This window comes from Pelomonas caseinilytica (assembly GCF_021353235.1).
In the GTDB taxonomy this organism is placed as follows: Bacteria; Pseudomonadota; Gammaproteobacteria; order Burkholderiales; family Burkholderiaceae_C; genus Pelomonas; species Pelomonas caseinilytica.
Genome location: NZ_JAJTWT010000005.1, coordinates 20408 through 45022, shown reverse-complemented (window position 1 = coordinate 45022; position 24615 = coordinate 20408). Strand labels below are relative to the sequence as shown.

Sequence of the window (24615 nt, the reverse complement as noted above, 5' to 3'; positions counted from 1 at the left end):
CCGCAGATGAACGACACCATCAAGATCGCTATCGTCGGCGCCGGCTATATGGCGCAGGAGCACGCCAAGGCTTTCGCGGCCCTGCCCGGCGTCGCCATCGTCGGCGTGCATAGCCGCACTCCGGCTCGCGCGGACGATCTGGCCCGCCGCTACGGCGCCCGGCGTTTCGATTCCATCGTCGAAATGTATGAGGCTACTAAAGCGGACGTTGTCATAGGCGCGGTTCCCGAGCTCTCGATGCCAGATGTCGCGCGGCAGTGCTTCAGTCACCCTTGGATCTGTTTGCTCGAGAAGCCGGTGGGACTCAACCTGGCGGAGGCAGAGGCGCTGCTGCAGAGCAGCCGTGAGCAGAACGCAACTGTCTACGTCGCGCTCAACCGCCGTTCACACTCCTCTACCCGGCAGGTCCTTCAAGAGCTGGGAGACGACCCGTCACCACGGATCATTAACGTCCTAGACCAGCAGGACATGAAGGTCGCGCGCGACATTGGCCAACCTGAACCTGTGGTGCTCAATTGGATGTACGCGAACTCCATTCACCTCGTGGATTACCTTACCTTCCTGGGTCGGGGCGAGATCCGCAAGGTAGACGTGGTCAAGCCCTGGACCCCAAACCAGCCAGGGTTGGTGGTTGCAGGGATACATTTCGCTAGCGGCGACTTCGGTCTGTACCAAGCCGTCTGGGATGGGCCTGGCCCATGGGCTGTTACCGTGACGACTGCAAAGTCGCGGCATGAGATGCGACCACTTGAAAAGCTGACGGTCCAACGGCGCGGCGAACGCCGCTTTGCCGAGGTGCCAACGGATACGGTGGACACAGACTTCAAACCGGGGCTGCATTTCCAGGCGCAACGCATCGTTGCCGGCGTGCATGGCGAACCGGTCTGTCTTCCTACCTTGGAAGACGCCACCCGTTCAATGCGTCTAGTCGCCCGCATCTACGGCTTGGACGCCATCTCGGAGCAACATGTCCTCTGAGGCTGGCAAATCGCCGGCGCTTTCGGCCCTCTACGCCGCTGAACGGCGGCATGGGTGGTTCGATTTCCGCCTAGACGGCTGGGCCGTCTGGCGGGTGCTACGCACGCCTGTGTACAACGTCGCCGCCGCCCTACCCCTTTCCTATACACGCGAATCGCGTAAGAGCCAGCTCAAGCGCAGTTTGAAGGCAACGGCCGGGGTGCTCGGCTATCTACTAATCGGCCGGCATTGTGATGTGCTGGTCAAGTCGTTCAGATCCGCACTGAGATCACGGCATGGTGACCGCTTCCGCGACGTGTACTTTGACGGCGTCCTAGACCAGCAGCCTTCACACTTCAAACTGGAGGTCGTCAATACAACGGCGTTCACCCGGCAGGCTGCCCAAGCGTTTCGCCCCGCCAATGCCGACGCCTATGCTTTTACCTTCTGGGGTGCGGTGTTAGGTCGGCTCTTCCCCTGCCGGGAAGCCGAGGTATTTTGCAGAGATCTTGCGGGAAGTCTGCAATCAGAGGTCGGGATTGAGATAGGTGAGCGCTTTCTACTGCAGCGCCTTTCAGCAATGTATTGGGAATCGCGCCTGTATGCGTTACTGCTGGCCCGCCTACGAACCCGCCTAGTTATGGTGGCAGACACGTCCGAATACGCACTGCGGAGAGCCTGCTCGATGCGCGGAATCCCTTTTGTCGAAATGCAACATGGCGTATTCGATGAAGACCATCCGGACGCCGTTCCTGCGTGGGTGAGCGGTTCGGCGGCCGAGTTGCTGCTTCCGGACGCGCTGGCTTGCTACGGTCCGTATTGGGTGGCGCGTCTCGCTGCGTCTCGTCAGTACGGGGTTGCACAACCGGTTGGCAACGAACTGGTCGACTACTACCGAGTTCGGCGTTTGAGCCGGCAAGTCGACGAGGCCAACACGCAAGTGCACTTGCTCTTCACGAGCCAGGGAATCGATACGGAGCGAGCAGTCGCGTGGCTGGACACACTCTTGAAGTCGGCACCACCCAATCTACGGACGACGCTGACCGTCAAGCTGCATCCGGCGTATGACAACGACGCAGCCCCCTACGCGGGGCTGGTCGCCCTGCATGGCGCAGTCCTGGTTGCTGGCTCTCAGGAGCCCAACGTGTGGGAGCTATTAACAGAGGCGGACCTACACCTCAGCATCTCCTCGGCCTGTCATTTCGACGCCGCCGCACTGGGAGTTCCTAGCGTAGTAATGCCGCTACAGGGCCATTACCTAATGGAGGCGGCTATCAACGGAAGGTCCATTTTTTCTGCTCAGACCCCAAAGGCGGTCTGGACCTTGCTCGCGTCCCTAAGAGGCTTTACGGCGGCCGACATGGGGGAATACGCCTCGCCAGGCTTTACGCAGCGGATAGACCAGCTAATCAACCGATTGTGCGCGGCCTCTGAGCAAGCGCAATCCTCATCCGCTGGAGAACTGCAGTGATTACCTTGGTTGACTACGGCGTCGGCAATCTGGGCTCGATCCAGAACATGCTGAAGAAGCTCGGCGCGGAGTCCGCCGTCGCGTCCGATATCGCCACCATCGAGCGCGCCACCAAGCTCATCCTGCCTGGAGTCGGCGCATTCGATGCGGGCATGGGTCAGCTCAACGCATCGGGCCTACGTCCGGCGCTCGACGAAGCGGTGCTCAGTAGAAAGCTTCCAGTCGCGGGCATCTGCCTCGGCATGCAGCTGATGACCGACGGTAGTGAAGAAGGCCAGTTCCCCGGCCTTGGCTGGGTGCCTGCTCGGACCACGCGCTTCGCCCCGGCCGCGGGCGAAACCATGAAGATTCCGCACATGGGCTGGAGCGTCGTCAGCGGCCTCAAGCCGAGCCGGGCACTCGATTTCCTCGAAGGCGAGTCGCGGTTCTATTTCGTGCACTCATATCACGTGCACTGCCGCGACCGGGAAGACGCGCTGCTCGCAGCGCAATACGGCTCCGTCGTCTTCGACGCCGCGTTCGAGCGCGAGAACATCCTCGGTTTCCAGTTCCATCCGGAGAAGAGCCACCGCTTCGGCATGGCACTGCTTAAGGCCTTCCTGGAGCGCTACTGACATGCTGAACCATCGCGTCATTCCGTGCCTCCTGATGAAGGACGGTGGCCTCGTAAAAACTCGTCGCTTCAAGGATCCGGTCTACGTTGGCGATCCGATCAATGCTATTCGCATCTTCAACGAGAAGGAGGTCGACGAACTGGTGCTGCTCGACATTTCCGCGACCGCGCAGGGCCGAGCGCCCAACTTCGAGCTCATCGAGGAGATCGCCAGCGAGTGCTTTATGCCGCTGGCCTACGGCGGCGGCGTGCGTACCGTGGCGCAGGTCAAACAGTTGCTGCGCCTCGGCGTTGAAAAGGTCATCATCAACACCGCCCTGCACACCGATCCCGAATTCGTGCGCGAAGCGGCGCGCACCTTCGGTAGCCAGGCCATCGTTGCATCCATGGATGTCAAGCGCAAGCTGCTTGGCCGACAGGAAGTGTTCATTAAGAATGCCGGAACTGCCACTGGCGTCGATCCCGTCACCTTCGCGCACCAGGTCCAAGAACTGGGTGTGGGCGAGATTCTGCTGACCGCGGTGGACCGTGATGGAACGATGGTCGGCTACGATCTCGACCTCGTCGCCAAAATCGCACAGGCGGTGAACGTGCCCGTCATCGCTTCAGGCGGCGCCGGCTCGCTGGCCGACTTCGGCGCGGCGGTGCGCCAGGGCCACGCCTCGGCGGTTTCCGCCGGCGCAATGTTCGTTTTCTATGGACCCCACCGCGCGGTCCTTATCTCCTACCCAGACTACGACAAGCTGCGTGCAGCCTTGTCTTGAAGCCGCATGAAACAGATCTGCACCCGCTGCCTGATGGACTCGACCATCCCTGACATCAGCTTCGACGCGCAAGGCGTGTGCAACTACTGCACAGACTTGGTTGCGCTGATGGGTAAAAGCTTCTCCCCTGACGCAGCACAGCGTAAAGCGGCCCTCAGCGCGTTTGTAGAGCAGGTCAAACGTGACGGTCAAGGCAAAGAATACGACTGCATCATCGGGTTGTCAGGAGGCGTCGACAGCGCCTGGGTGTTGTATCAGGCCAAGAAGCTAGGGCTGCGCCCGTTGTCCGTGCACATGGACAACGGCTGGAACTCAAATTTGGCGCAGAGCAACATTGAAGGTTTGGTCCGCACACTCGATGTCCACCTCTTTACTCATGTGATCGACTGGCATGAATATCGAGAGCTAATGCAAGCCTTCTTCGACGCGGACGTCGTCGATGTCGAGCTACTTTACGACAACGCGATGTTCGCTGTGAACTACCGGCTTGCAGCAAAGTACGGCATCAAGTGGATTTTGGCTGGCACAAACAAGTCGACCGAAGGCATGCGCATGCCTCCTGGCTGGAACTGGTTCAAATTTGATGCGCGAAACATCCGCTGCATCGGCAAGCGTCGCGGCGTTACTCGCCTGAAGACCTTTCCTGCGATCGGCGTTCTGGAGTATGTATGGCAAGAGTATATCCGAAAAGTTAGGTGGGTATCATTCCTTGACCTCCTCGATTACAAAAAGGAAGAGGCGCTGCAAGTTCTAGAGCGCGAATGTGGCTATCGTCGCTATCCTTACAAGCATTATGAATCCATATTCACGCGCTTTTATCAAGGCTTTATTCTGCCTCGTAAATTCCGCATCGATAAGCGCAAGGTACACTTGGCTACCCTAGTGACCACAGGTCAAATGACTAGGGCTGATGCTCTCCAAAAACTATCGGAGATCCCCTATCCCTCACAGGCTGAACTAGACAGTGATCGCCTGTATTTCCTCAAAAAGATGAACTGGTCCGAGCAGCAGCTGGATGCCTACATTGCGCGTCCTGAGAAGGGGCACGCAGAGTACGGTACCGAGCTGGGTCTTTGGAAACTTTTGGCGAACATCTATAAGCTGGCGTTCGGAAGGCCGAAAGCCTGATGAAGCCGCTTGTCTATTTCGTCGCCAACGAGAGCGTGAGCAGCGGGCTGCTACGTGCGCAATTGCTCCAGCCCCTGGAGGGGGCTGGCTTGAGTGAGAGGGTTGAGGTCGTCAACCTGATGCATCCAATGGCGCGTCCCGCCCAAGGCGTTCGGCGCTTGCGCACACTTCGTTGTGGCATTCCGGCCCGCCTGTACCAATTCAAACTGGGTGGCTTGCTGGATCGGCTGGTTGCCATGTACTACGCGATCGTGCTCGCGTTTGTGATTCCGCGTGGCAGCGTCGTTGTCGCTCGCAGCTACTTCTCCGCGCTGGCCGTGGCAATGTTGAAACGGATCAAGCCGATTGACCTGGTATTCGACACACGCAGCCAGTTCGTGCAGGAAAACGTGAGTGCCGGCCGGCTTCAGGCCGGCAGCGCTGCGCACAAGCGCTGGCTCCAAATCGAATTGTCGCTATTGAACGGTTCGGCCAAGGTGCTGGCTGTCTCGGAAGCACAGGCGAAGTACTACCGCGGGGTGGCACCGCAGGCGCGCGTCCAGGTCATTCCCTGCTTCAGCCAGCCCGACAAGCGACTCCTGGGCCGAAACATGCGTGACGACGGCCGGCGTCAGATGGGGTTTGGCGACGAAGACGTCGTCATCTGCTACTACGGTTCGCTGGACCAGAAGTGGAACAACATCGACATGTACGCCGACTTCTTCGCCGCCTGTCTGAAAGCCGGCTACCGAGTCTGCATCATCACGCCAAGCGCGGACGAGTTACGCTCCGATCCGCGGTTCAAGGATTCCGAAGCCTTCATTGAACGTGTGGACGATCCCGCGCGCGCACGCCAGCTGATTGCTGCCTGCGACTATGGCGTGATCATCATGAAGAAGGCTGACGATTGGGAATCGCGCCTGGGAGTCAAGTTTGTCGAATACCTCGGCGCAGGCCTGCAGGTCATGGTCGGCGAATGGGTCGGCGCTGCGGCCGACACGGTGCGCCGCCACTTTCCCGACGCTGGCACCATTGTTGCCGGCACGACCCCTCGTCCATCATCAAACCTCCAGCAGACGAGCGACGCGCAGCGGCTGGATATTGCGAGCCGGGCGGAGTCGATGTTCGGATATCACAAGATGCGCGATGTCTTTGACCTCGACGCCGCCTGACGTGCCCAGCCAAGCAAGAGGTGCTGCCTTGATCCGTGTTGTCGCAATCGCGCTGTTTTTCGCCACGCCTTCGATGGCATTTGCCTATGTGGACCCTGGCACCGGCGCCTATTTGGTACAGGCGCTGATTGCAATGGTGGTTGCCGTCCTCGCCTACATCCGCCATCCGATCAAGACGCTCAGGACATTGTGGGAGCGTCTTCGCCGCAAGAATCGTCCCTGACCAATGGTTCTTTCCCCGTGGAGGACTGCTGCGGGCTTGGCTTGCCTGGCTGCCGGCACGTACTACTTCAACTTTTTCATCGAGACGGTTGACGGCAGCGGCGTCTACCTCTCGGCGACCTACTCCCGTGCCGACCTGTTGATCGCCACGGCGGTGCTGTGGTTCGTCAGCCTGCTCGCGTGTCGTGGCGCTCTTTCAATTCTTGCAGCGGCGTCAGGGGTATTGCGAACTGTCGGCTTCGCCGTCTACAGCGGAATGATGCTCGCGGTGGCGCTGCGGTGTTATATGAAGGTAGCCGGCTATCTGCTGACCGATGAGGTGCTGCGCTTCGATTGGATAGCGCAAGGCGGCCCACAGCGCTGGCTTCTTGCCACCCCGGCCGTTCTCACGACGCTCTTCTTGCTGAACAGTCCGCTGCGGTCGGCATCGTTGCTTCGGTTTCTCGGAGTATGCGGCGTGGTCGCAGTTCCGCTGGGCGTGTGGCGAATGCTGCAGACGCCGATCGGCTTCACGGGACCGCCGCTGGTGCAAGCCCAGGCGGTCATCACAACGACGACGCCGGCTCCCCGGCGCGTCATCTGGCTGGTGCTAGACGAGTTCGACCCTGAGGTGGCCTTCCATCAAGCGCTGGGTGTCGCTGCGGACATGCCGAACCTACAGAAGGTGCGAGCGTCGGGCGTCGTGATGACGCGGGCTGCTTCGCCTGCCGGCTCGACGGACCTTTCTTTGCCAGCAATGCTGATGGGCAAGACCGTGCGGAGCCTAATCTACGATGGCCCGGGCCGTGCAACGCTGGTCGACACGGATGGTCAGCGAACCCCTTTCGACACCGCTCACAGCGTCTTCGGCCAACTTCCGTCCGGCCCTGCAAGCGCCAGCATGCTCGGGTTCTATCACCCGTACTGTAAGGTCTTTGCGCTCGGAGCGTGCACGAGCATCGGCACAAACATGGGCACCCAATGGTTCGATGGACTCGCGAATCTCGTGCCTAAGCGAATTACCGGCGTGCTGGACCCCATGACGCGCATCTCGGAGAGACAAGTGGCCATCTGGCCAGGCCTCTTGGCAGATGCCAGCAAGACCCTGACAGTACTGCACCTCAACCTGCCGCATCTGCCGTCTCACTATGCCGAGGCGCAAACCGGCGTCAAGGCCACGAGTTCGACGGACGCCTACCGCATCAACCTTATCTACACGGATCGTGTCGTCGGCGAAATCCGGCAAGCGCTTGAAAGCGCACCTAGCTCGCAGCAGCAGCTACTGATCATCAGTTCAGACCATTGGTGGCGCGCGCGAGGGGTGCGCACACCGCACCCGGCATTGCTGATGGTGAAACTGCGCCATGATTCAACACCACTCGTGATCGACAATCCGGTTTCCTCATACCACCTCGCGGGCCTTACGCTCGCGTTCTTGCGCGGCGAATTGGATTCACACGGTGATATCCGACAGTGGTATCTGAAACAGCCCTATGTGCCGACATGGATTCCGAATGCCGACTGAGGTAGTTCCACTGTCGTTCCGCGATCCTATCGCCCGCGTCGTTGCCGTGGACGGAGTGATCCATCGCGCGGTGGCCGCTGAGCATGCAGCACACGTCGAGACACTGCTTCGATCCCGCTGGCTTCAAACGCGCGTGGAGCGCGGCGACATGCCGGCCTCCGACTGGTGCGCCGCCCCGCCAGGCTGCCTATCGTGGGGAGACGACTGGCGCTGGATTCGTCACCAGACACTTGAGATGCCGCTGTATCCACACGAGATCACCTCGCAGCAACTCTATGACGCCGCTTTGCTGACGCTCGACCTTGCCCAAGACGCTCTGTCCACCGGCCACATGCTCAAGGACGCATCCGCATGGAACGTCCTACACGTCAACGGTCGCGCGGTTTTTGTAGACCTGACCTCGTTCGTTCCACACGACGGCAGCCCCCTTTGGCTGGCATACGGACAGTTCGGTCGCCACTTCGTCATCCCGCTGCTGCTCTCGCACCATCTGCGCATGTCTCCGGCCGACACCTTCGTGCGCCACCGCGATGGCTTGACACCCGAGTTCGCACGTCGCCTGCTGGGCCGCTGGCGGAGCTTCTCGTCGCTCGCGGCTGCAGAGTTCATCGGGCTGCCCGCCATGCTCCGAGACGCCAGACGTGTAGCACCTTCCCCTCAAAGCGGAGATATGGAAACTGCCGTGCAGGCCCACCAGGCGCTTCTGGCCCGCTTACGTGGTGTCGTCCAGTCGCTGGAGCCGACCCTGCGTCGGCGCAATACGAACTGGTCCCGCTACACCGCACAGCGGGATCACTACACCCGGGAGGGTCTGGCGCTCAAGCACGCCTTTCTGACGAGGCGGCTAGCCTCAGGCCACGGTCGGCTGCTCGATCTGGGCTGCAACACCGGCGAGTACGCGCTGCATGCCGCTCAAGCCGGTCGAAGCGTGATCGCAGCGGACATTGATGAACAGTCGCTTCAGGAACTGCATCAAGGCAAGGCAGCGCTGCCCATCAGCACACTGTTGCTGGATCTTGCAAATCCCGGCCCGGCACTGGGTTGGCGCAATGCTGAGGTGGCGCCCACACTGAGCCGCGCGCGCGGGCGCTTTGGAACTGTGCTGTGCGTGGGCCTGTTGCATCATCTGCTTGTCACCGTGCGTGTACCGCTCACGGACGTCCTTGAGTTCCTGTCCGATCTCGGTCCGCACGAGCTGCTGATCGAATGGATACCGCCTCACGATCGCAAGTTCCAGGAGATCGCTGGCCCAAACCTGCCGCTGTATGAGCACCTTAATCAGGCGGTATTCGAAGCTGCCATTGCCTCGCACTGGGTGATCGAGGAGCGCCACGCCGTTCCGGGCAACGAGCGTGTCCTGTATGCGCTTCGACGTACTGTCCGGACTGTCTAAGGGCAGAAATACATGCGCACTGCGACCCTATCCGCGACCTCCGTTCCGTCCAGCGGTGTCTATCTAACCGGCCACGCCGGGGCGGTACTGTTTGCGCTTGTGCTGTTTGTCGCGAGTTTGATCCTCTCACCGCTGCACTATTCCGGCGATCAACTCTTTTACTCGGCGCTCTATCGCGAACTGCCGCTCTTGCACACTTGGGAGGATCGCTACCAAGCCTTTTTCTGGCACACGAGCGCAATGGAGCCGGTCTACCTCGGCCTTATCACCCTTGCGGCCCCCTATCTTCCGAAGACCCTGCTTTTCTCACTAGTAAACACTGCGCTAGCCTATGGCGTTGGACTTTGGCTATTTTCCCGCCGTGTAGCTCCATTGGTCATCTTGCTGCTAGCGCTGAACTTCTATCTGATCGTTCTATTTTATTCAGCCGAACGCCTGAAGTTGGCGATGACATTCGTGGTCTGGGGAATGTTGCTCGAATCGCGCGGACGCTACCTTCTCTTTGCCCTCGCGATTGGCTCGCACTTCCAATCCGCGCTGCTGCTCTTTTCCATCCTCACGTGGAACACGTCCAAACCGGGTGCGCGCTATTTGCTGCCACTAGCTGGCGCCAGCGTTGCGGTAGCGGCCTTTTCCTACCTCCAGGAGTCGGCCCCCCTTTTTCTGGCCTATCTAACAAACAAGTTGGACCATTACTCCATCGCAGAATCATTTTCCTTGTTGGTGATGGTGAAGCCGCTTGCACTTATGTTGGGGACCATGTATTACACTGGCCAGCAATGGCGAACCGTACTAACCTTCGTGCCCATTCTGGCGATGACCTATTTCGTCGGTTCTGACCGAATCGTCCTGTTCGGCTACTTCATCTTCATGTATTTCGCGCTTCAGCGGAATAGAGGGATGAATCTTGGGGCGATTTCGAGTGCTGCGTATTTCGCATACGCCGGCATACTCTATATCGTTACCTTCATTCAAACCGGCCACGGCCTGTCTTCCTGATGAGCACAGGCAAGCCGAGAATCAGCGTCTGCATCGCAACCTACAACGGACAGCTTTACGTCGAAGAGCAGCTTCGCAGCATCTTGGCGCAACTCGGATGCGAGGACGAGGTGATCTTGAGCGACGATGGGTCCAAGGACGCGACAGTCCAGACCGTACGCGACATCGGCGATCCGCGCGTGCACGTCCTTCCCTGCGGCCCCAACCTCGGCCACGTGCGCAACTTTGAGCGGGCCTTGAAGGCCGCCAGCGGCGACGTGATCTTTCTTTCCGATCAGGATGACGTGTGGGCACCGGAGAAGGTCCGCGAAGTGATGGCCGCGCTGGCGGCTCACCCACGTGTCCAGATGGTCCATCACGCGCTGACTACGATGGACGAGGCGGGACGCACACTCGATCCGCGCTGGAATTCCGTCGAAGAAGGCGAGTTCCGCGGCGCGGCGTTCCTTGCTGCTCAATGCGTGCGCTGCAGAGTCTTCGGCTGCGCGGTCGCACTGCGCCGTTCGCTGCTGGACATCCTGCTGCCCTTCCCCGCGTCCGTCTATGCCCACGACCATTGGCTCACCGTGGCCGCAGCCGCTGCCGACGGCCTCTATCAGCTTGACAAGCCGTTGGTGCGCTACCGCCAACACCGTCACAACGTCACGCCAAAGAACGGGCTGGGATGGCAGCGCCGGATCGCTGTGCGTATCGACATGCTTCGGATGATCGCCGCCGCTGTGAGCCGCGTGCGAGCCGCGCGCCGTATCCAATCTAAGGACTCTACATGAGCGCCGGACTCCGCAAGTTCGTCCGCTTTATTGCAATCTACGGCCTCGGTCGCAGCCTCTTCAAGGCCGCTGGCCGTCTCCGCATTGGGCTGCCCACGTTCGCATTGCGTCGGCCCGCGCCCGACATCGGGTTGATAGGTTGTGGCCAGTTCGCCTTTGCCACCATCGGCTATTTCATCCACAGCACTTTCGGCTCACGCATCCTCGCGTGCTACGACGTCGATCCCCGCGCACAACAGTCGCTCGCCCGTGCACAGCGCGTGCGATCGACTCCGGCGAGCATCAACGAACTGCTCACGGATCCCCGGCTACGTACGATCTACATCGCATCGAACCACGCGTCGCATGCCGACTACGCCGTACTGGCTTTGCAGGCGGGACTTCAGGTTTACGTCGAGAAGCCGATCGCTGTCACTGAAGAGCAGTTGGTGCGCCTGCTACGCGCCTGCCGCGGCGCGGAGGGCCGGATCTTCGCTGGCTACAATCGCCCGTTTTCCAGTGCCGTAAGGCATCTGCGCTCGGTCATGCCTGTTGACTCGAACGGCGGCTTCACGCTGTCGTGCTTCATCAGTGGCCATCAGCTTGGCGCGGAGCACTGGTATCGGCGCCCGGAAGAAGGCACGCGGATCTGCGGCAATGTCGGCCACTGGCTGGATTTGATGGTGCACGTGCTGTCTTGGCGAGGAATGCCGGACAGGATGGATGTGTCATTGAGTTGGGCTGATGCCGATGAGCCTGACGACAACGTCTCCATCACGATCACCTCGGACCGAGGCGACCTCTTCACGGTCACGCTCACATCGCGCTGCGAGCCATTCGAAGGCATCAACGAAACAATCAACCTGCAACATGGAGAGACGATCGCGAAGATCGACGATTTCCGGCACCTGACCATCTGGCGCGGTTCACACGTACAGCGCAAGCGGTTCTGGCCCAAGGATGTCGGCCATCGACTTGCGATTTTGCAACCCTTCCAGCGGCAGGCAGCACGCGCGTGGGAAGAGGTCGTCCTTTCCACTCTGCTGATGCTGCGCATCACTGACATGGTCCGCGCAAGGGAACGCCTGGCGACCTTCTCCTTCAGCGAGGCTCGCGCCCGCATCCAACGACAAATCGAAGCCGCGAAGTGAAGCAAGTCCTACAGAACCTGAAAACCGGGGCCACCGAGGTCGCCGACATCCCCTGCCCCGCCGTCAAGCGCGGACATCTGCTGATCCGCACAACGCGCAGCCTTGTCTCCGTCGGGACCGAGCGCATGCTGGTCGACTTCGGCAAGGCCGGCTGGATCGAGAAGGCCCGCCAGCAGCCTGACAAGGTGCGCATGGTGCTTGACAAGATCAGGACCGATGGACTCGCACCAACGCTGGAGGCTGTGCGCAATAAGCTTGACCAGCCTCTGCCCATGGGCTATTGCAACATCGGCGAAGTCGTCGAGGTCGGCGCCGGCGTGACCGGCTTTGAGGTGGGTGACCGAGTCGCGTCCAACGGCAAGCACGCGGAAGTCGTGGCGGTGCCGGCCAACCTTTGCGCCAAGGTGCCTGAAGGCGTGGCCGACGAGGAAGCCGCCTTCACTGTCATCAGCGCTATCGCGCTGCAGGGTATCCGGCTGGTGCAGCCGACGCTGGGCGAGACCGTCGTGGTCACTGGCCTGGGCCTGATCGGTCTGATCACCGTGCAGTTGCTGCGCGCGCATGGCTGTCGCGTACTAGGCCTGGACTTCGACGCGACCAAACTGGCGCTGGCGCGAGAGTTCGGCGCCGAGGTGGTCAATCTCGCACAGGGCCAGGACCCGCTCGAAGCGGCGAAGAGCTACTCGCGTGGCCGCGGCGTCGACGCGGTCCTGATAACCGCTTCTACCAAGAGCAACGAGCCTGTCCACCAAGCTGCGTTGATGTGCCGCAAGCGCGGACGCATCGTTCTCGTCGGCGTGACCGGGTTGGAGCTGTCACGCGCTGACTTCTTCGAGAAGGAACTCACCTTCCAGGTGTCGTGCTCCTACGGCCCCGGCCGCTACGACTCCAACTACGAGGAGAAGGGCCAGGACTACCCGTTTGGCTACGTGCGCTGGACAGAGCAGCGCAACTTCGAGGCCGTGCTGGACATGCTGTCCACACGTCAACTGGACGTATCGCGACTAGTTACGCACCGTTTCGACGTTGACATGGCGACCGCGGCCTACGACGTGGTCGGTGGCGCCGAGCAGGCGCTTGGAATCGTGCTGAAATATCCGGTACAAGACGCAGACCGCGCCCTGGCCCGTACCGTAGTGCTGCCGCCTGCCGCCATGACCACGGGCGCGGCGGCCGGAGCTGGCAGTCTTGACATCAGCTTCATCGGCTCGGGCAACTACGCTACGGCCGTGCTGATCCCGGCCTTCAAGTCCTCGGGTGCGCGGCTGCACGCTGTCGCGTCCGCGACTGGCGTCAGCGGCCTTCACGCCGCGCGCAAGTTCGGCTTCGCGAAGACGACGACCGACACCGCCGCGGCGATCGAAGACGCACAGGCTGCCGCCATCGTGATCACAACTCGCCACGACAGCCACGCCGCGCTCACGCTGCAGGCGTTGGCCGCCGGCAAGCACGTCTTCGTTGAGAAGCCCCTGTGCCTGACGCTGGACGAACTCGCACGCATTCACGCGACGGCGCGCGACGCCAACCGACTGCTGATGGTGGGCTTCAACCGGCGCTTCGCGCCGCATGTCGTGCGCATGAAGCAGTTGCTGCTGGGCGTGACCGTGCCCAAGTCGTTCGTCATGACGGTGAACGCCGGGGCGATTCCCGGTGAGCACTGGACGCAGGACCCCGCGGTCGGCGGCGGCCGCATCATCGGCGAGGCGTGCCACTTCATTGATCTGCTGCGCTTCCTCGCGGACGCGCCAATCACCGGCTGGGACCGCCTGGACATGGACAGCAGCACTGGCGACACGGTGACGATCCAGCTGCGCTTCGCGGACGGCTCTATCGGGACCGTCCATTACTTCGCTAACGGCAGCAAGGCCTTCCCCAAGGAACGGCTGGAGATCTTCGCCGCCGGTCGCGTGCTGCAGTTGGACAACTTCCGCAAGTTGATCGGCTTCGGCTGGCCGGGCTTCACCAAGCTGTCGCTGTGGCGCCAGGACAAGGGCCAGAAGGCCTGCGCAAAGGCCTTCGTCGACGCAGTTACACAGGGCGGCGCGTCGCCGATCCCCCTAGAGCAGTTGATCGAGGTGAGCCGCGTCAGCATCGAAATCGCCGCGGGGGGGGTGTGCTCTTGAGCCCACTGGCCAAGGCGAGTCGCTATTGGCACACGCTCAAATACCTCAAGCCAGTCCAGTTCTACGGCCGGTTGTGGTTTCGGATGCACCGTCCGCGCCTAGACCGCTCGGCAGCGCCGGCGCTACGACTTGCGTCTGGAACCTGGCGGCAGCCCGTGCATCGCGCCCCAACGATGAGCGGTGCACGTGCCTTCAGCTTCCTCAACGAAGCGGGCACACTTACGCGCGATGACTGGGAGGAGACAACTCGGTCCAAGCTTTGGCTCTACAACCTGCACTACTTCGACGACCTGAACGCGGCGGACGCGCCCGCGCGCGACGCATGGCACATCGCCCTGATGGACGATTGGATTACCCATCATTCTGTCGGCGGCACCGGCTGGGAGCCGTACCCCTGTTCGTTGCGGATCGTAAACTGGATAAAACGCCACCTGGACGGTCGCCCTTTGAGCGTGTCGCAGCGCGACAGCCTCGCCGCACAGGCGCGCTGGCTGACGCAGCGTCTGGAGTGGCACCTGCTGGGCAACCACCTGTTCGTGAACGCCAAGGCGTTGGTTTTCGCCGGCCTGTTCTTTGACGGTCCCGAGTCCGAACGCTGGCTGGCGAAGGGCCTGGCAATCTTGGCGGAAGAGCTGCACGAACAGGTCCTGCCTGACGGCGGCAATTTCGAACGCAGTCCGATGTACCACGCGATTTTCCTGGAGGATGTGCTCGACATGCTCAACGCCGCGAGCGCATTCCCAGGCCGCGTGCCCGCGGACACCGTGGACGGATGGCGGCGCACGGCGAGCCGCATGACCGCCTGGCTGCGCGCCGTCTGCCATCCCGACGGTGAGATCTCGCTATTCAACGACGCAGCCATTGGCATCGCACCACCGCCGCAGACGTTGCTGGACTATGCCGCCCGAGTCGGCGTAGACGCACCCGTGCTGGCATGGCCGCGGCCCGCGGGTCCGGTTCTGACGGCGCTGCCCGACAGCGGCTACCTGCGCGTTGATCTACCCGTAGCTGTAGCACTGCTCGATGTCGCCCCAATCGGCCCCGACTACCTGCCGGGACACGCACACGCGGACACGCTGTCGTTCGAGCTGTCTGTCTTCGGCGAACGGGCGATCGTCAATGGTGGAACCTCGCGCTACGGCCTCGGTCCAGAGCGGCTGCGCGAGCGTGGCACCGCCGCGCACAGCACGGTGATCATCGACGGCCAGGACTCGTCCGAGGTCTGGGGCGGTTTCCGTGTTGCGCGCCGCGCGCGGCCGGTTGGCCTGTGCATGAGCGTAGGGCGCGACGAGGCCGTCGTCGCCTGTGCCCATGACGGCTACCGCCGCCTTCCGGGCCGGCCTGAACACCACCGCGAATGGCACTGGCGCACCGCCGGCCTGACTGTGTCGGACCGCGTGACGGGCCGTTTCTGCCACGCGCAAGCCCGCTACCACTTCCATCCCGGCGTGCGCGTCGAAGACGACGGCGAGCACGCTTTGCGGCTCACTTTGCCGAGCGGCGGGCAGCTGCGCCTGCGCACGACTCAGGGAGCGCTGCGCCTGGAGAGCTCGTCATACGCCTCCAAGTTCGGCCAAGTAGTGGACACGACCTGCGCCGTCGTGGAATTGCGCGACGCACAGGCTCGCGTGGATTTCGACTGGACTTGACGTGCATCTCCTATTCCTGACCGACAATTTCCCGCCGGAGGTAAACGCGCCGGCCAGCCGCACCTTCGAGCACTGCCGCGAATGGGTGCGCGAGGGTGCCCAAGTCACCGTCATCACCTGCGCGCCAAACTTTCCCAAGGGCGCCGTCTTTGACGGCTACCGCAACTGGCCGTGGCAGAGCGAGACGGTGGACGGCATCCGTGTGATCCGGGTCTGGTCGTACATCACGGCGAACGAGGGCTTCGTCAAGCGCATCCTCGACTATCTGAGCTTCATGGTCACGGCAACCATTGCAGCGCTGTTCGTGCGGCGAGTAGACGTTGTAATAGGCACTTCGCCGCAGTTCTTCACCGCCTGTGCGGCCTATGCAACCGGCCTGCTCAAGCGTCGGCCCTGGGTCTTCGAGCTGCGCGACCTCTGGCCGGAGTCGATCAAGGCGGTAGGCGCCATGAAGGAGTCGGCTGCAATCCGGCTGCTGGAACGCCTCGAGCTATTCCTGTACCGCAAGGCCGACCTCATCGTGGCCGTGACGCACGCCTTCAAGGATGCGTTGACACGCCGCGGCATCGACAGCTCCAAGATCGAAGTCGTCACCAACGGCGTCGATCTCGCCAACTTCCATCCGATGCTAAAGGACGCGACGCTGGTGCGCGATCTCGGCCTAGAGGGCTGCTTCGTGGCGGGCTACATCGGCACCCATGGCATGGCGCACGGTCTGGAAACGCTACTGGAAGCGGCCGCTGCGCTGCAGCGCCGGCCCGACGCGCAGGACGTGCGGCTGATTTTCCTGGGTCACGGTGCCGAGAAGGCCGCGCTGGTCGCACAGAGCGCGCGCCTCGGTCTGGCCAATGTGCGCTTCATCGACTCCGTCCCGAAGTCAGAAGTGGTGCGCTACTGGTCGCTGTTGGATGTGTCCATCATCCACCTGAGAAAGACGGACCTGTTCGACTCTGTCATTCCGTCCAAGCTCTTCGAATGCATGGGAATGGCCATCCCCGTGCTGCATGGCGTGCCCGGCGAATCCGCCGAGATTGTGCGCCGCGAGGGCGTGGGCGAGGTGTTCGAATCGAGCAACGCCATCCAGCTCGAGGAGGCTCTGGTGCGCCTGCGTACCGACCCCGAACGGATGGCCCGTTATCGCGCCAATGGCCCGGCGGCCGGGCGCAAATACAACCGTACCGACTTGGCGCGCCGGATGCTGGACATTCTCAGAAAGCTGCAAGTTCGATGAATCGCAAGAAGAAAGTGATGCTGGTGTTCGGCACCCGGCCCGAAGCCATCAAGATGGCACCGCTGTACCACGCGCTGCGCCGCCACGACGACGATTTCGAGACGCTTGCCTGCGTCACTGCCCAGCACCGGCAGATGCTGGACCAGGTGTTGCAGACCTTCGACATTACGCCCGACATCGACATGAACCTGATGAAGTCGGGTCAAGACCTGTTCGACGTCACCGCCGCCGTGCTGCTAGGCATGCGCGACGTCATCCAACGCGAGCGCCCCGACCTGCTGCTGGTCCATGGCGACACCACGACGACACTGGCCACGGCGATGGCTGGCTTTTACGCCGGCGTGCCGGTGGGGCACGTGGAGGCGGGGCTGCGCACGCACGACGTTTCCGCGCCCTTCCCCGAAGAGTTCAACCGCCAGGTCGCTGGCAAGGTGACGCGCTGGCACTTCGCCCCAACGGCGGTAAGCCGTCAGAACTTGCTGGATGAGCACGTGCCCGACGATCGCATCTCAGTAACCGGCAACACCGTGATCGATGCGCTGATGTGGGTGTTGGCACGCATCGACGGCGACTCCGACCGCCGGGCGCACGTGACCGCGCTGCTTGAAGGGCGACTGCCTTTCAACTGGCGCACCACGCGGTTCGTGCTGATCACCGGCCACCGCCGCGAGAACTTCGGCGGCGGCTTCCTGCAGATCTGCGAGGCGCTGCGTGAGCTGGCCAGCATTTATCCAGACGTGCGCTTCGTCTACCCGGTCCATCTGAACCCCAACGTGCAGCAGCCGGTCAACGAGATTCTCTCCGGCCTAGCCAACGTGCACTTGGTCGCACCGATCGACTACGAGCCTTTTGTCTACCTGCTCAAGCACGCGTACCTGGTGCTTACCGACAGCGGCGGCATTCAGGAAGAGGCGCCCAGCCTGGGCAAGCCCGTCCTGGTGATGCGCGACGTGACGGAACGGCCGGAGGCAGTGGCCGCCGGCACTGTACGGCTCGTGGGCGCCAATCGGCAGCGCATCGTCGACCACGTCCGTGAACTGCTTGACAGCGAGGCGGCCTATCAGTCGATGGCGCACGCGCACAATCCGTATGGCGACGGCCAGGCATGTGGCCGCATCGTCGATTTGTTGAAGAGGATCTGAGGAATGAACAAGAAGATCGTCTGCGTGGTCGGCCTGGGCTACATTGGCCTGCCCACCGCCGCGCTGCTGGCCAGCAACGGCTACCACGTCGTGGGCGTAGACCTGAACGCCCATGCTGTAGATACGATCAATCAGGGACGGATCCACATCGTCGAGCCCGATCTGGACGCCTTCGTCCGCTCGGCGGTCGCGGCGCAGCGACTGACCGCGTTCACAACGCCGCAGGCCGGCGACATCTACATGATCTGCGTCCCGACGCCGTTTCATGAGGGTGGGGCGATCCCGCGCCCAAACATCGATGCCGTGCTGGCGGCCACACGAAGCATCGCCCCCTTCGTCAAGGCGGGCGACCTGGTCATCCTGGAGTCGACCTCCCCGGTCGGTACGACCGAAGCAATGGCTGAGGTTTTGGTGGGAGCAGGCGTGAGCGTCGCCGACATCCACATAGCGTACTGCCCGGAGCGCGTGCTGCCCGGCAAGATCATGACGGAGCTTGTAGAGAACGATCGGGTCGTCGGCGGTCTCACGCCGGGGGCTACGGCGGCGGTCAGCGCGTTCTACCGCTCTTTCGTCCACGGCGAGGTGCTGGAGACGGATGCCCGGACGGCCGAGATGTGCAAACTGACAGAAAACAGCTTTCGCGACGTCAACATCGCCTTCGCCAACGAGCTGTCGATGATCTGCGACAAGGAGCACATCGACGTGTGGAATCTGATCCGGCTGGCCAACCGCCATCCGCGCGTCAACATCCTCCAGCCGGGGGCCGGCGTCGGTGGGCATTGCATCGCAGTGGATCCGTGGTTCATCGTGTCACGCAATCCGGAGACGGCCCGCCTGATCCGCTCGGCTCGCGAAGTCAACAACGGCAAGACCGATTGGGTCATCGACCGCATCAAGATCGCCGTGGCGGACGCGTCGGTCCGCCTGGGCCGCAAGCCGCGCGTCGCCTGCCTGGGGCTGGCCTTCAAGCCGGATATCGACGACTTGCGCGAGTCGCCGGCCATGCACATCGCGCAAACGCTGGCCTCGGCCGGCTACGACGTGGTTGCGGTGGAGCCCAACATCGAGTCGCATGACACCCTGGCGCTGGCCCCGCTAGAGGGCGCGATGGGCACCGCCGATGTGTTCGCCGTGCTGGTGAAGCATCGCCAATTTCTGGAGGCTGGTACCAAACGCGCGCTGGAGGAAGCAGGTGCGTTGGACTTCTGCGGGGCCCTGATCTGAGCGACGTGGGGCGGCGCCGCCGGCGCCGAGCCAGGCGCCTTGCCGACCCATAAGAAGACTGCGGGACCGATTAGCCGTCGGAGGTGTCAGTTCGCCCGGTACTCACCCGCCAGCAGGTGGCGCAAGCCTGCGCGGATCTCGGCATCATCGCGCTGGTTGCGCTCCACATAGGGGGTGAGCCAGTCAAGCACCTCGGCGGCCTTCTGCTGATCGTGCAGGCGCGCCACACGCAGCGAGTCGAACGACGTTGGCAAAGTCGTATCGGCGCCGGCTAGCAGTTCCTCGTAGAGCTTCTCCCCCGGCCTCAGCCCGCAGAATTCGATCCGGATCTCCTGCAGGTTCTTGCCACTCATGCGAATCATCGTCTTAGCCAATTCAGCGATCCTTACTGGCTCCCCCATGTCGAGCACGAACACCTGACCGTGCTCCCCGATCGCCCCTGCCTGCACCACCAGCCTCGCCGCCTCCGGAATCGTCATAAAGTAGCGCGTGATGTCCGGATGCGTCACGGTCACCGGTCCACCCTTGGCGATCTGCTCCTTGAACTTCGGGATCACGCTCCCGCTGGATCCGAGCACGTTGCCGAAACGCACCGCCATGAACTTGGTCGGGTGGCCCTGGCTGGCCATGTGGCTGATCACCAGCTCCGCCGCGCGCTTGGTGGCGCCCATGACGTTGGTCGGGTTGACCGCCTTGTCGGTGCTGATCAGGACGAATCGTTCGGCGTTGTTCTCTGCGGCGGCCAGGCAGGCGTGATACGTCCCCAGGGTGTTGTTCCTCAGGGCGGCCCAGGCGTTCTCTTCCTCCATCAGCGGCACATGCTTGTAGGCCGCGGCGTGGAAGACGATCTGGGGCTTGTACTTTGCGAAGACGTAGCGCAGGTGCTCGAGGTCCTTCACGTCGCCGATGAGGCGCACGAGGGGGATCTGGGGGAATTTCTCGCCGAGTTCCTGCTCGATGGTGTAGAGGGCGAACTCGCTGAGTTCGTAGAGCACGATCTTGGCGGGGCCGTAGCGCGCGACCTGGCGGCAGAGTTCGGAGCCGATGGAGCCGCCGGCGCCGGTGATGAGCACGACCTTGCCGTTCAGGCATTCGGCGATGCCGCCCTCGTCGAGCTCCACCGGTTCACGGCCGAGGAGGTCTTCGGGCTCGATGTCGCGCACCTGGTTGACCGAGCGGCCGGACAGCAGTTCCTCGCTGCTCGGCACCGTCAGCACGGGCAGGCCGACCTTGCCGGCGAGGTCCAGCGCATGGCGGCGCTGCTGGGCGGTGGCGCCCGGCATGGCGACGATCAGGTGGGTGATGCCGTGGAGCGTGGCGAACTCGGCCGCTTGCTCGAGGCGCCCGAGCACGGGCACGCCGGCCACGCGGGCGCCGAGCTTCTCCGGCGCATCGTCGAGGAAGCCGACGATGACCCAGCCTTGCGTGTGCTGCAGGCCCGCCACCAGCAGCCGCCCGGCGTCGCCCGCCCCCATCACCAGGGCCCGCCGCTGTTCGTTGGCGCTGCCGCTGATGCGGCTGCGCATGTGCTCGTAGAGCATGCGGTAGCCCATGCGCATCATGGCCAGCAGCATCAGCGTGAAGAGGGGGTGCAGGGCGAGCACGGCGCGCGGGACGCCGTGCAGGTGGGCCATCAGCACGAGAGTGGCAGCCACGAGGCCGGCGCTGCCGCAGGCCAGGGCCAGGCGCTTGACTTCACCGAAGCCGGAGAAGCGCCACATGCCCTTGGGCACCCGCAGGGCCAGCAGGGATGTCGCGTAGAGGGCGAGGACGCCGAGCAGCACGTAGCCGTCGTAGTCGGGGCGGGCGGAGAACCAGCGCTCGAAGCCCAGCCGGAAAAGGTAGGTGAACTGCCAGGCCAGCGCGACGACGAGGAGGTCGAGCAGCAGGGCGAGCCGCTCCCGGTGCGGGCGCACGCGGGTCAACAGCACATCGAGACGTTGCCAATCCATAGGGGCGTGATTGTCGGGCTCAGCGGTGGACGACCCGGCCGAGGGTGCGCAGGATGAGCCTGAGGTCGGTAGCGAGGTTGGCGCTGGCGGCGTAGTCCGCGGACAGGCGCAGCTTGGCCGGCAGGATGACCTCGCGGTATTCGCGTTCGGGATCGGCCGCCGCGGCGAGCAGTTCGGCTTCGTGGCTGAAGGCGAGCGAGGCAGGGTCGGTGATGCCTGGTCGCACCGCCAGCACGCGTTCGCGCAGGGCCTCTGGGTAGAGCTCGACGTAGCGCGGGAGCTCGGGACGCGGGCCAACGAGGCTCATCGCGCCGCGCAGCACGTCCCACAGCTGGGGCAGTTCGTCGAGCTTGCTGGCACGCAGCAACTGGCCCGAGCGCGTGATGCGCGGGTCGGCGCCCACCGTGATGGCGGCGCCCGGCTCGACGCGCATGGTGCGGAACTTGTGGATGGTGAAGGGCCGGCCGAAGCGGCCGACGCGGGTCTGGCGGAACAAGGCCGGGCCGGGTGAGTCGAGCTTGATCCAGACCGCGATCAGCAGCAGCAGCGGCGCCAGCAGCAGCAGGCCGAGGGCCGCGCACAGCACGTCGAAACAGCGTTTGGCCAAGCCTGCCTCAGGCCAGCAGCGATCGCACTGCGGTGACGACGCGCTCGACGTCGCCATCGCTCATGGCGGTGTACAGCGGCAGGCTGACGGTGCGTTCGTAGGCCTTCTGCGACCGGGGGAACTGCTCGGGCGTGAGGCCGTAGCGGTCGCGCCAGTAGGGGTGCAGGTGCAGCGGCACGTAGTGCACGCTGCAGCCGATGCCGGCGGCGAACATGCCTTCGATGAAGGCGTCGCGGTCGATGGGGGCGTCGTCAGCCAGTCGCACGACGTAGAGGTGCCAGGCGTGGGTGTCGCCTTCGGGGGCCTGGGGCGGCAGGATCAGCGGCAGGTCGGCGAAGGCCTCGTTGAAGCGCTCGGCGATCTGCTCGCGCCGCTGCTGGAAGGCGCGCACGCGCTTGAGCTGGTGCAGGCCCAGCGCCGCGGCGATGTCGGTCAGGTTGTACTTGAAGCCCGGGGCGACGATCTCGTAGTACCAGCTCGGCACCTTGGCGGTGAAGCGGTCGAAGGCGTCGCGGCTCATGCCGTGCAGGCGCATGATGCGGGCCCGCTTGGCCAGTTCGGGGTTGCGCGTCACCAGCATGCCACCCTCGCCCGTCGTCATGGTCTTGTTGGCGTAGAAGCTGAAGACGGCGGCGTCGCTGCCCAGGGTGCCGATCAGTTCCTTCTCCAGCGTGGTGGGCAGTGCGTGCGCGGCGTCCTCGACGACGCGCAGGCCGTGGCGGCGGGCGATGTCGAGGATGGCCAGCATGTCGACGGCCAGGCCCGCGTAGTGCACGGGCAGGATGGCCTTGGTTCTAGGCGTGATCGCGGCCTCGATGGCGGCGATGTCGATGTTCAGCGTCGCCGGATCGATGTCGACCAGCTTCACGTCCGCGCCGAGATAACGCACGACCTCGGCGGTGGCGGTGAAGGTGTGGGTCGTCGTGATGACCTCGTCGCCCGGTCCGAGGCCGATGGCTTCCAGAGCCAGGTGCAGGCCCGCCGTCGCGGAGTTGACGGCGATGCATTCGATCTGGGGATCGCCGAGGAACTCGGCGAAGGCCTGCTCGAAGCGCTTCGCCTTGGGGCCGGTGGTGATCCAGCCGGACTTGAGGGTGTCGACGACTTCGGCAATCTCGTCGTCGCCGATGTCGGGCAGGGCAAAGGGGAGGAAGGGCTGGGCGGTCATGCGGCAAGAGTGACGAGGTGTTCCGCACGCGCGCCGCGCACGGTGGGACGGGCGATCCCGCGGTCGAAGCTGACGAAGCACAGGTCGTTGCGCACGGCCAGGGCAAGCAGATAGGCGTCGGTCACCTGGCGTGAGCCGGTGACGTGGGTCCAGTTCAGCACGCCCTCCTCGAGCAGACTGAAGTCATCGGCGTAGAAGCGGTGGGCTGGGTGGGAGGTGGCTTCGAGCAGGCGCTCGCGCACGGCGTTGGGCGTCTGGGCATTCGGATAGCCGGGCTGGCTGAGGATGCGCAGGCAGCCGTTCTGCGTCAGGGGACAGGATGCCCAGCCGGCATCCCAGTGGGCCAGCATCCATGCCGTCGCCCGCGCATGGTGGATGTGCGACTGATCCTGCAGGGCCAGCAGCATGTTGACGTCGAGCAGGGCACGCATCAGATGCCGGCCTGGTCCCGCAGACGGTTGACGAGTTCATCGGTCACCACCGCCCCTGGCTTGGCGGCAAAGGGCCGAAAGCCCGGCAGGCCGGCGGCTGGCGCCTGGCCCGCTGGCGCGGCGCCTGCCGTCAAGGCCTGGCGCAGCAGTCGCGACACGATGACGCCGGCCGTCGTGCCTTCATGCTGGGCCAGTTCCTTGGAGGCCAGAAGGAGATCGTCGTCGATGTCGATGGTGGTGCGCATGGCTTTGCATCAGATGCGGTGATGCACTGATTCTAGACCTTCTCAATGAGCACCAGGCGGTGGGTCCGCAGCCACGGGACGAGGTTGAAGAGGGCATAGGCGGCGGGCCAGGCGCGGGCCAGTGGCGGCGCCAGCGTGACCCGGCGCGCCTTGAAGCCGCCCTGCGGGAACAACTCGCGCACGCGGCGCATCGGCACGCCGCGAACGTCGCGGTTGCGCGGGTTGTCGACGGTGAAGTCGTACCAGACGACGGCGCCGCCAGGCCGGAGCCAGCGCCACATGGCCTCGGCCAGGCGCTGCTGCAAGCCGTCGTCGAGGATGGAGGAGAAGACGGTGGACTGAAGCACCAGGTCCTGGCTGGCCGGCGCGACGTCGGCGACGGAGGCGTCGCCCGCGAGCAGGCGTACGCCCTCGGGCAGGGCGGCGCGCGCGGCGGCCAGGCGCTCGGGCAGCAGCTCGATGCCGGTCAGATGCGGCGGCAGCAGGCCGATGCGCAGCAGGTCCAGCAGGTTGCCGCCGGCGCCGCAACCCACTTCCGTCGCGCGCCATTCGGCGGGGCGGCCGGGGCGTGCAGCCAGCAGGCGCAGCAGGGCGCGCTGGCGCTCCTGCCACATGCGCCAGACCTCGGGGCGCAGCAGGCTGTAGCGGTCGCCGGCATCCCTGCGGGCATAGCGTTCGACGATGCGCTGCAGCTCGGTCATGGTCACCGCCCGGCCGCCCGAAGATGGCCATGCGCCCCCT

The 24615-nt window shown here is 63.6% G+C and carries 23 protein-coding genes; 17 read left to right on the top strand and 6 right to left on the bottom strand.

Annotated features, from left to right (window positions below; translation table 11 throughout):
- The first annotated feature begins 6 nt into the window (after positions 1-6).
- The 17 genes from LXT12_RS12990 to wecC all read left to right on the top strand — a co-directional run bounded on the left by LXT12_RS12990 (position 7) and on the right by wecC (position 19471).
- On the top strand, positions 7-978 hold the full coding sequence (locus LXT12_RS12990; protein ID WP_233392616.1) for a Gfo/Idh/MocA family protein: 972 nt from the start codon (positions 7-9) through the stop codon (positions 976-978).
- Positions 968-2428: a hypothetical protein gene (locus LXT12_RS12985; RefSeq protein WP_233392615.1), complete on the top strand. Its 1461-nt coding sequence runs from the start codon at positions 968-970 to the stop codon at positions 2426-2428. The genes LXT12_RS12990 and LXT12_RS12985 overlap by 11 nt, the downstream gene beginning before the upstream one ends.
- A complete protein-coding gene (gene hisH, locus LXT12_RS12980) occupies positions 2425-3042 on the top strand; it encodes an imidazole glycerol phosphate synthase subunit HisH (RefSeq protein ID WP_233392614.1) in 618 nt (205 codons plus the stop codon). The genes LXT12_RS12985 and hisH overlap by 4 nt, the downstream gene beginning before the upstream one ends.
- 1 nt (position 3043) lies before the next feature.
- Positions 3044-3805, top strand: a complete 762-nt coding sequence (locus tag LXT12_RS12975) for an AglZ/HisF2 family acetamidino modification protein (RefSeq protein ID WP_233392613.1) — start codon at positions 3044-3046, stop codon at positions 3803-3805.
- 6 nt (positions 3806-3811) lie between these two features.
- The gene (locus LXT12_RS12970; RefSeq protein ID WP_233392612.1) at positions 3812-4933 is read left to right on the top strand and encodes an N-acetyl sugar amidotransferase; all 1122 of its coding nucleotides are present in this window, start codon (positions 3812-3814) and stop codon (positions 4931-4933) included.
- A complete protein-coding gene (locus LXT12_RS12965) occupies positions 4933-6084 on the top strand; it encodes a glycosyltransferase family protein (protein WP_233392611.1) in 1152 nt (383 codons plus the stop codon). Before LXT12_RS12970 ends, LXT12_RS12965 begins: the two co-directional genes overlap by 1 nt.
- Before the next feature lie 28 nt (positions 6085-6112).
- Positions 6113-6307, top strand: coding sequence for a hypothetical protein (locus tag LXT12_RS12960; RefSeq protein ID WP_233392610.1), 195 nt, complete (start codon positions 6113-6115; stop codon positions 6305-6307).
- 3 nt (positions 6308-6310) lie between these two features.
- A complete protein-coding gene (locus LXT12_RS12955; RefSeq protein WP_233392609.1) occupies positions 6311-7810 on the top strand; it encodes an LTA synthase family protein in 1500 nt (499 codons plus the stop codon).
- On the top strand, positions 7800-9203 hold the full coding sequence (locus LXT12_RS12950) for a class I SAM-dependent methyltransferase (RefSeq protein ID WP_233392608.1): 1404 nt from the start codon (positions 7800-7802) through the stop codon (positions 9201-9203). Before LXT12_RS12955 ends, LXT12_RS12950 begins: the two co-directional genes overlap by 11 nt.
- Before the next feature lie 12 nt (positions 9204-9215).
- Entirely contained in the window at positions 9216-10202 is a 987-nt protein-coding gene (locus LXT12_RS12945) for a hypothetical protein (RefSeq protein WP_233392607.1), read from the top strand.
- Entirely contained in the window at positions 10202-10972 is a 771-nt protein-coding gene (locus LXT12_RS12940) for a glycosyltransferase family 2 protein (protein ID WP_233392606.1), read from the top strand. Before LXT12_RS12945 ends, LXT12_RS12940 begins: the two co-directional genes overlap by 1 nt.
- Entirely contained in the window at positions 10969-12102 is a 1134-nt protein-coding gene (locus LXT12_RS12935) for a Gfo/Idh/MocA family protein (protein ID WP_233392605.1), read from the top strand. Before LXT12_RS12940 ends, LXT12_RS12935 begins: the two co-directional genes overlap by 4 nt.
- Positions 12099-14225 carry a bi-domain-containing oxidoreductase gene (locus LXT12_RS12930; RefSeq protein ID WP_233392604.1) on the top strand — a complete coding sequence of 709 codons (2127 nt, stop codon included), beginning with the start codon at positions 12099-12101 and terminating at the stop codon, positions 14223-14225. Before LXT12_RS12935 ends, LXT12_RS12930 begins: the two co-directional genes overlap by 4 nt.
- A gap of 173 nt (positions 14226-14398) precedes the next feature.
- Positions 14399-15874, top strand: coding sequence for a heparinase II/III family protein (locus tag LXT12_RS12925; protein ID WP_233392603.1), 1476 nt, complete (start codon positions 14399-14401; stop codon positions 15872-15874).
- Position 15875: 1 nt separating this feature from the next.
- The gene (locus tag LXT12_RS12920; RefSeq protein ID WP_233392602.1) at positions 15876-17105 is read left to right on the top strand and encodes a glycosyltransferase family 4 protein; all 1230 of its coding nucleotides are present in this window, start codon (positions 15876-15878) and stop codon (positions 17103-17105) included.
- Positions 17102-18247 (top strand): non-hydrolyzing UDP-N-acetylglucosamine 2-epimerase, encoded by a 1146-nt coding sequence (wecB, locus tag LXT12_RS12915; RefSeq protein WP_233392601.1) that lies wholly within the window; start codon positions 17102-17104, stop codon positions 18245-18247. Before LXT12_RS12920 ends, wecB begins: the two co-directional genes overlap by 4 nt.
- Before the next feature lie 3 nt (positions 18248-18250).
- Positions 18251-19471 (top strand): UDP-N-acetyl-D-mannosamine dehydrogenase, encoded by a 1221-nt coding sequence (gene wecC / locus LXT12_RS12910; RefSeq protein ID WP_233392600.1) that lies wholly within the window; start codon positions 18251-18253, stop codon positions 19469-19471.
- 86 nt (positions 19472-19557) lie between these two features.
- Here wecC and LXT12_RS12905 read toward each other — a convergent pair whose 3' ends face one another.
- The 6 genes from LXT12_RS12905 to LXT12_RS12880 are packed head-to-tail and all read right to left on the bottom strand — an operon-like array spanning position 19558 to position 24575.
- Positions 19558-21423: a polysaccharide biosynthesis protein gene (locus tag LXT12_RS12905; RefSeq protein WP_233392599.1), complete on the bottom strand. Its 1866-nt coding sequence runs from the start codon at positions 21421-21423 to the stop codon at positions 19558-19560.
- A gap of 19 nt (positions 21424-21442) precedes the next feature.
- On the bottom strand, positions 21443-22030 hold the full coding sequence (locus LXT12_RS12900; protein ID WP_233392598.1) for a sugar transferase: 588 nt from the start codon (positions 22028-22030) through the stop codon (positions 21443-21445).
- Between the two features lie 7 nt (positions 22031-22037).
- Complete coding sequence (locus LXT12_RS12895; RefSeq protein ID WP_233392597.1) at positions 22038-23198, bottom strand: DegT/DnrJ/EryC1/StrS family aminotransferase; 1161 nt, start codon at positions 23196-23198, stop codon at positions 22038-22040.
- Positions 23195-23629 carry a TA system VapC family ribonuclease toxin gene (locus tag LXT12_RS12890; protein ID WP_233392596.1) on the bottom strand — a complete coding sequence of 145 codons (435 nt, stop codon included), beginning with the start codon at positions 23627-23629 and terminating at the stop codon, positions 23195-23197. The genes LXT12_RS12895 and LXT12_RS12890 overlap by 4 nt, the downstream gene beginning before the upstream one ends.
- Positions 23629-23874 (bottom strand): hypothetical protein, encoded by a 246-nt coding sequence (locus LXT12_RS12885; RefSeq protein WP_233392595.1) that lies wholly within the window; start codon positions 23872-23874, stop codon positions 23629-23631. The genes LXT12_RS12890 and LXT12_RS12885 overlap by 1 nt, the downstream gene beginning before the upstream one ends.
- Positions 23875-23906: 32 nt before the next feature.
- Entirely contained in the window at positions 23907-24575 is a 669-nt protein-coding gene (locus LXT12_RS12880; RefSeq protein WP_233392594.1) for a class I SAM-dependent methyltransferase, read from the bottom strand.
- Positions 24576-24615 lie beyond the last annotated feature (40 nt).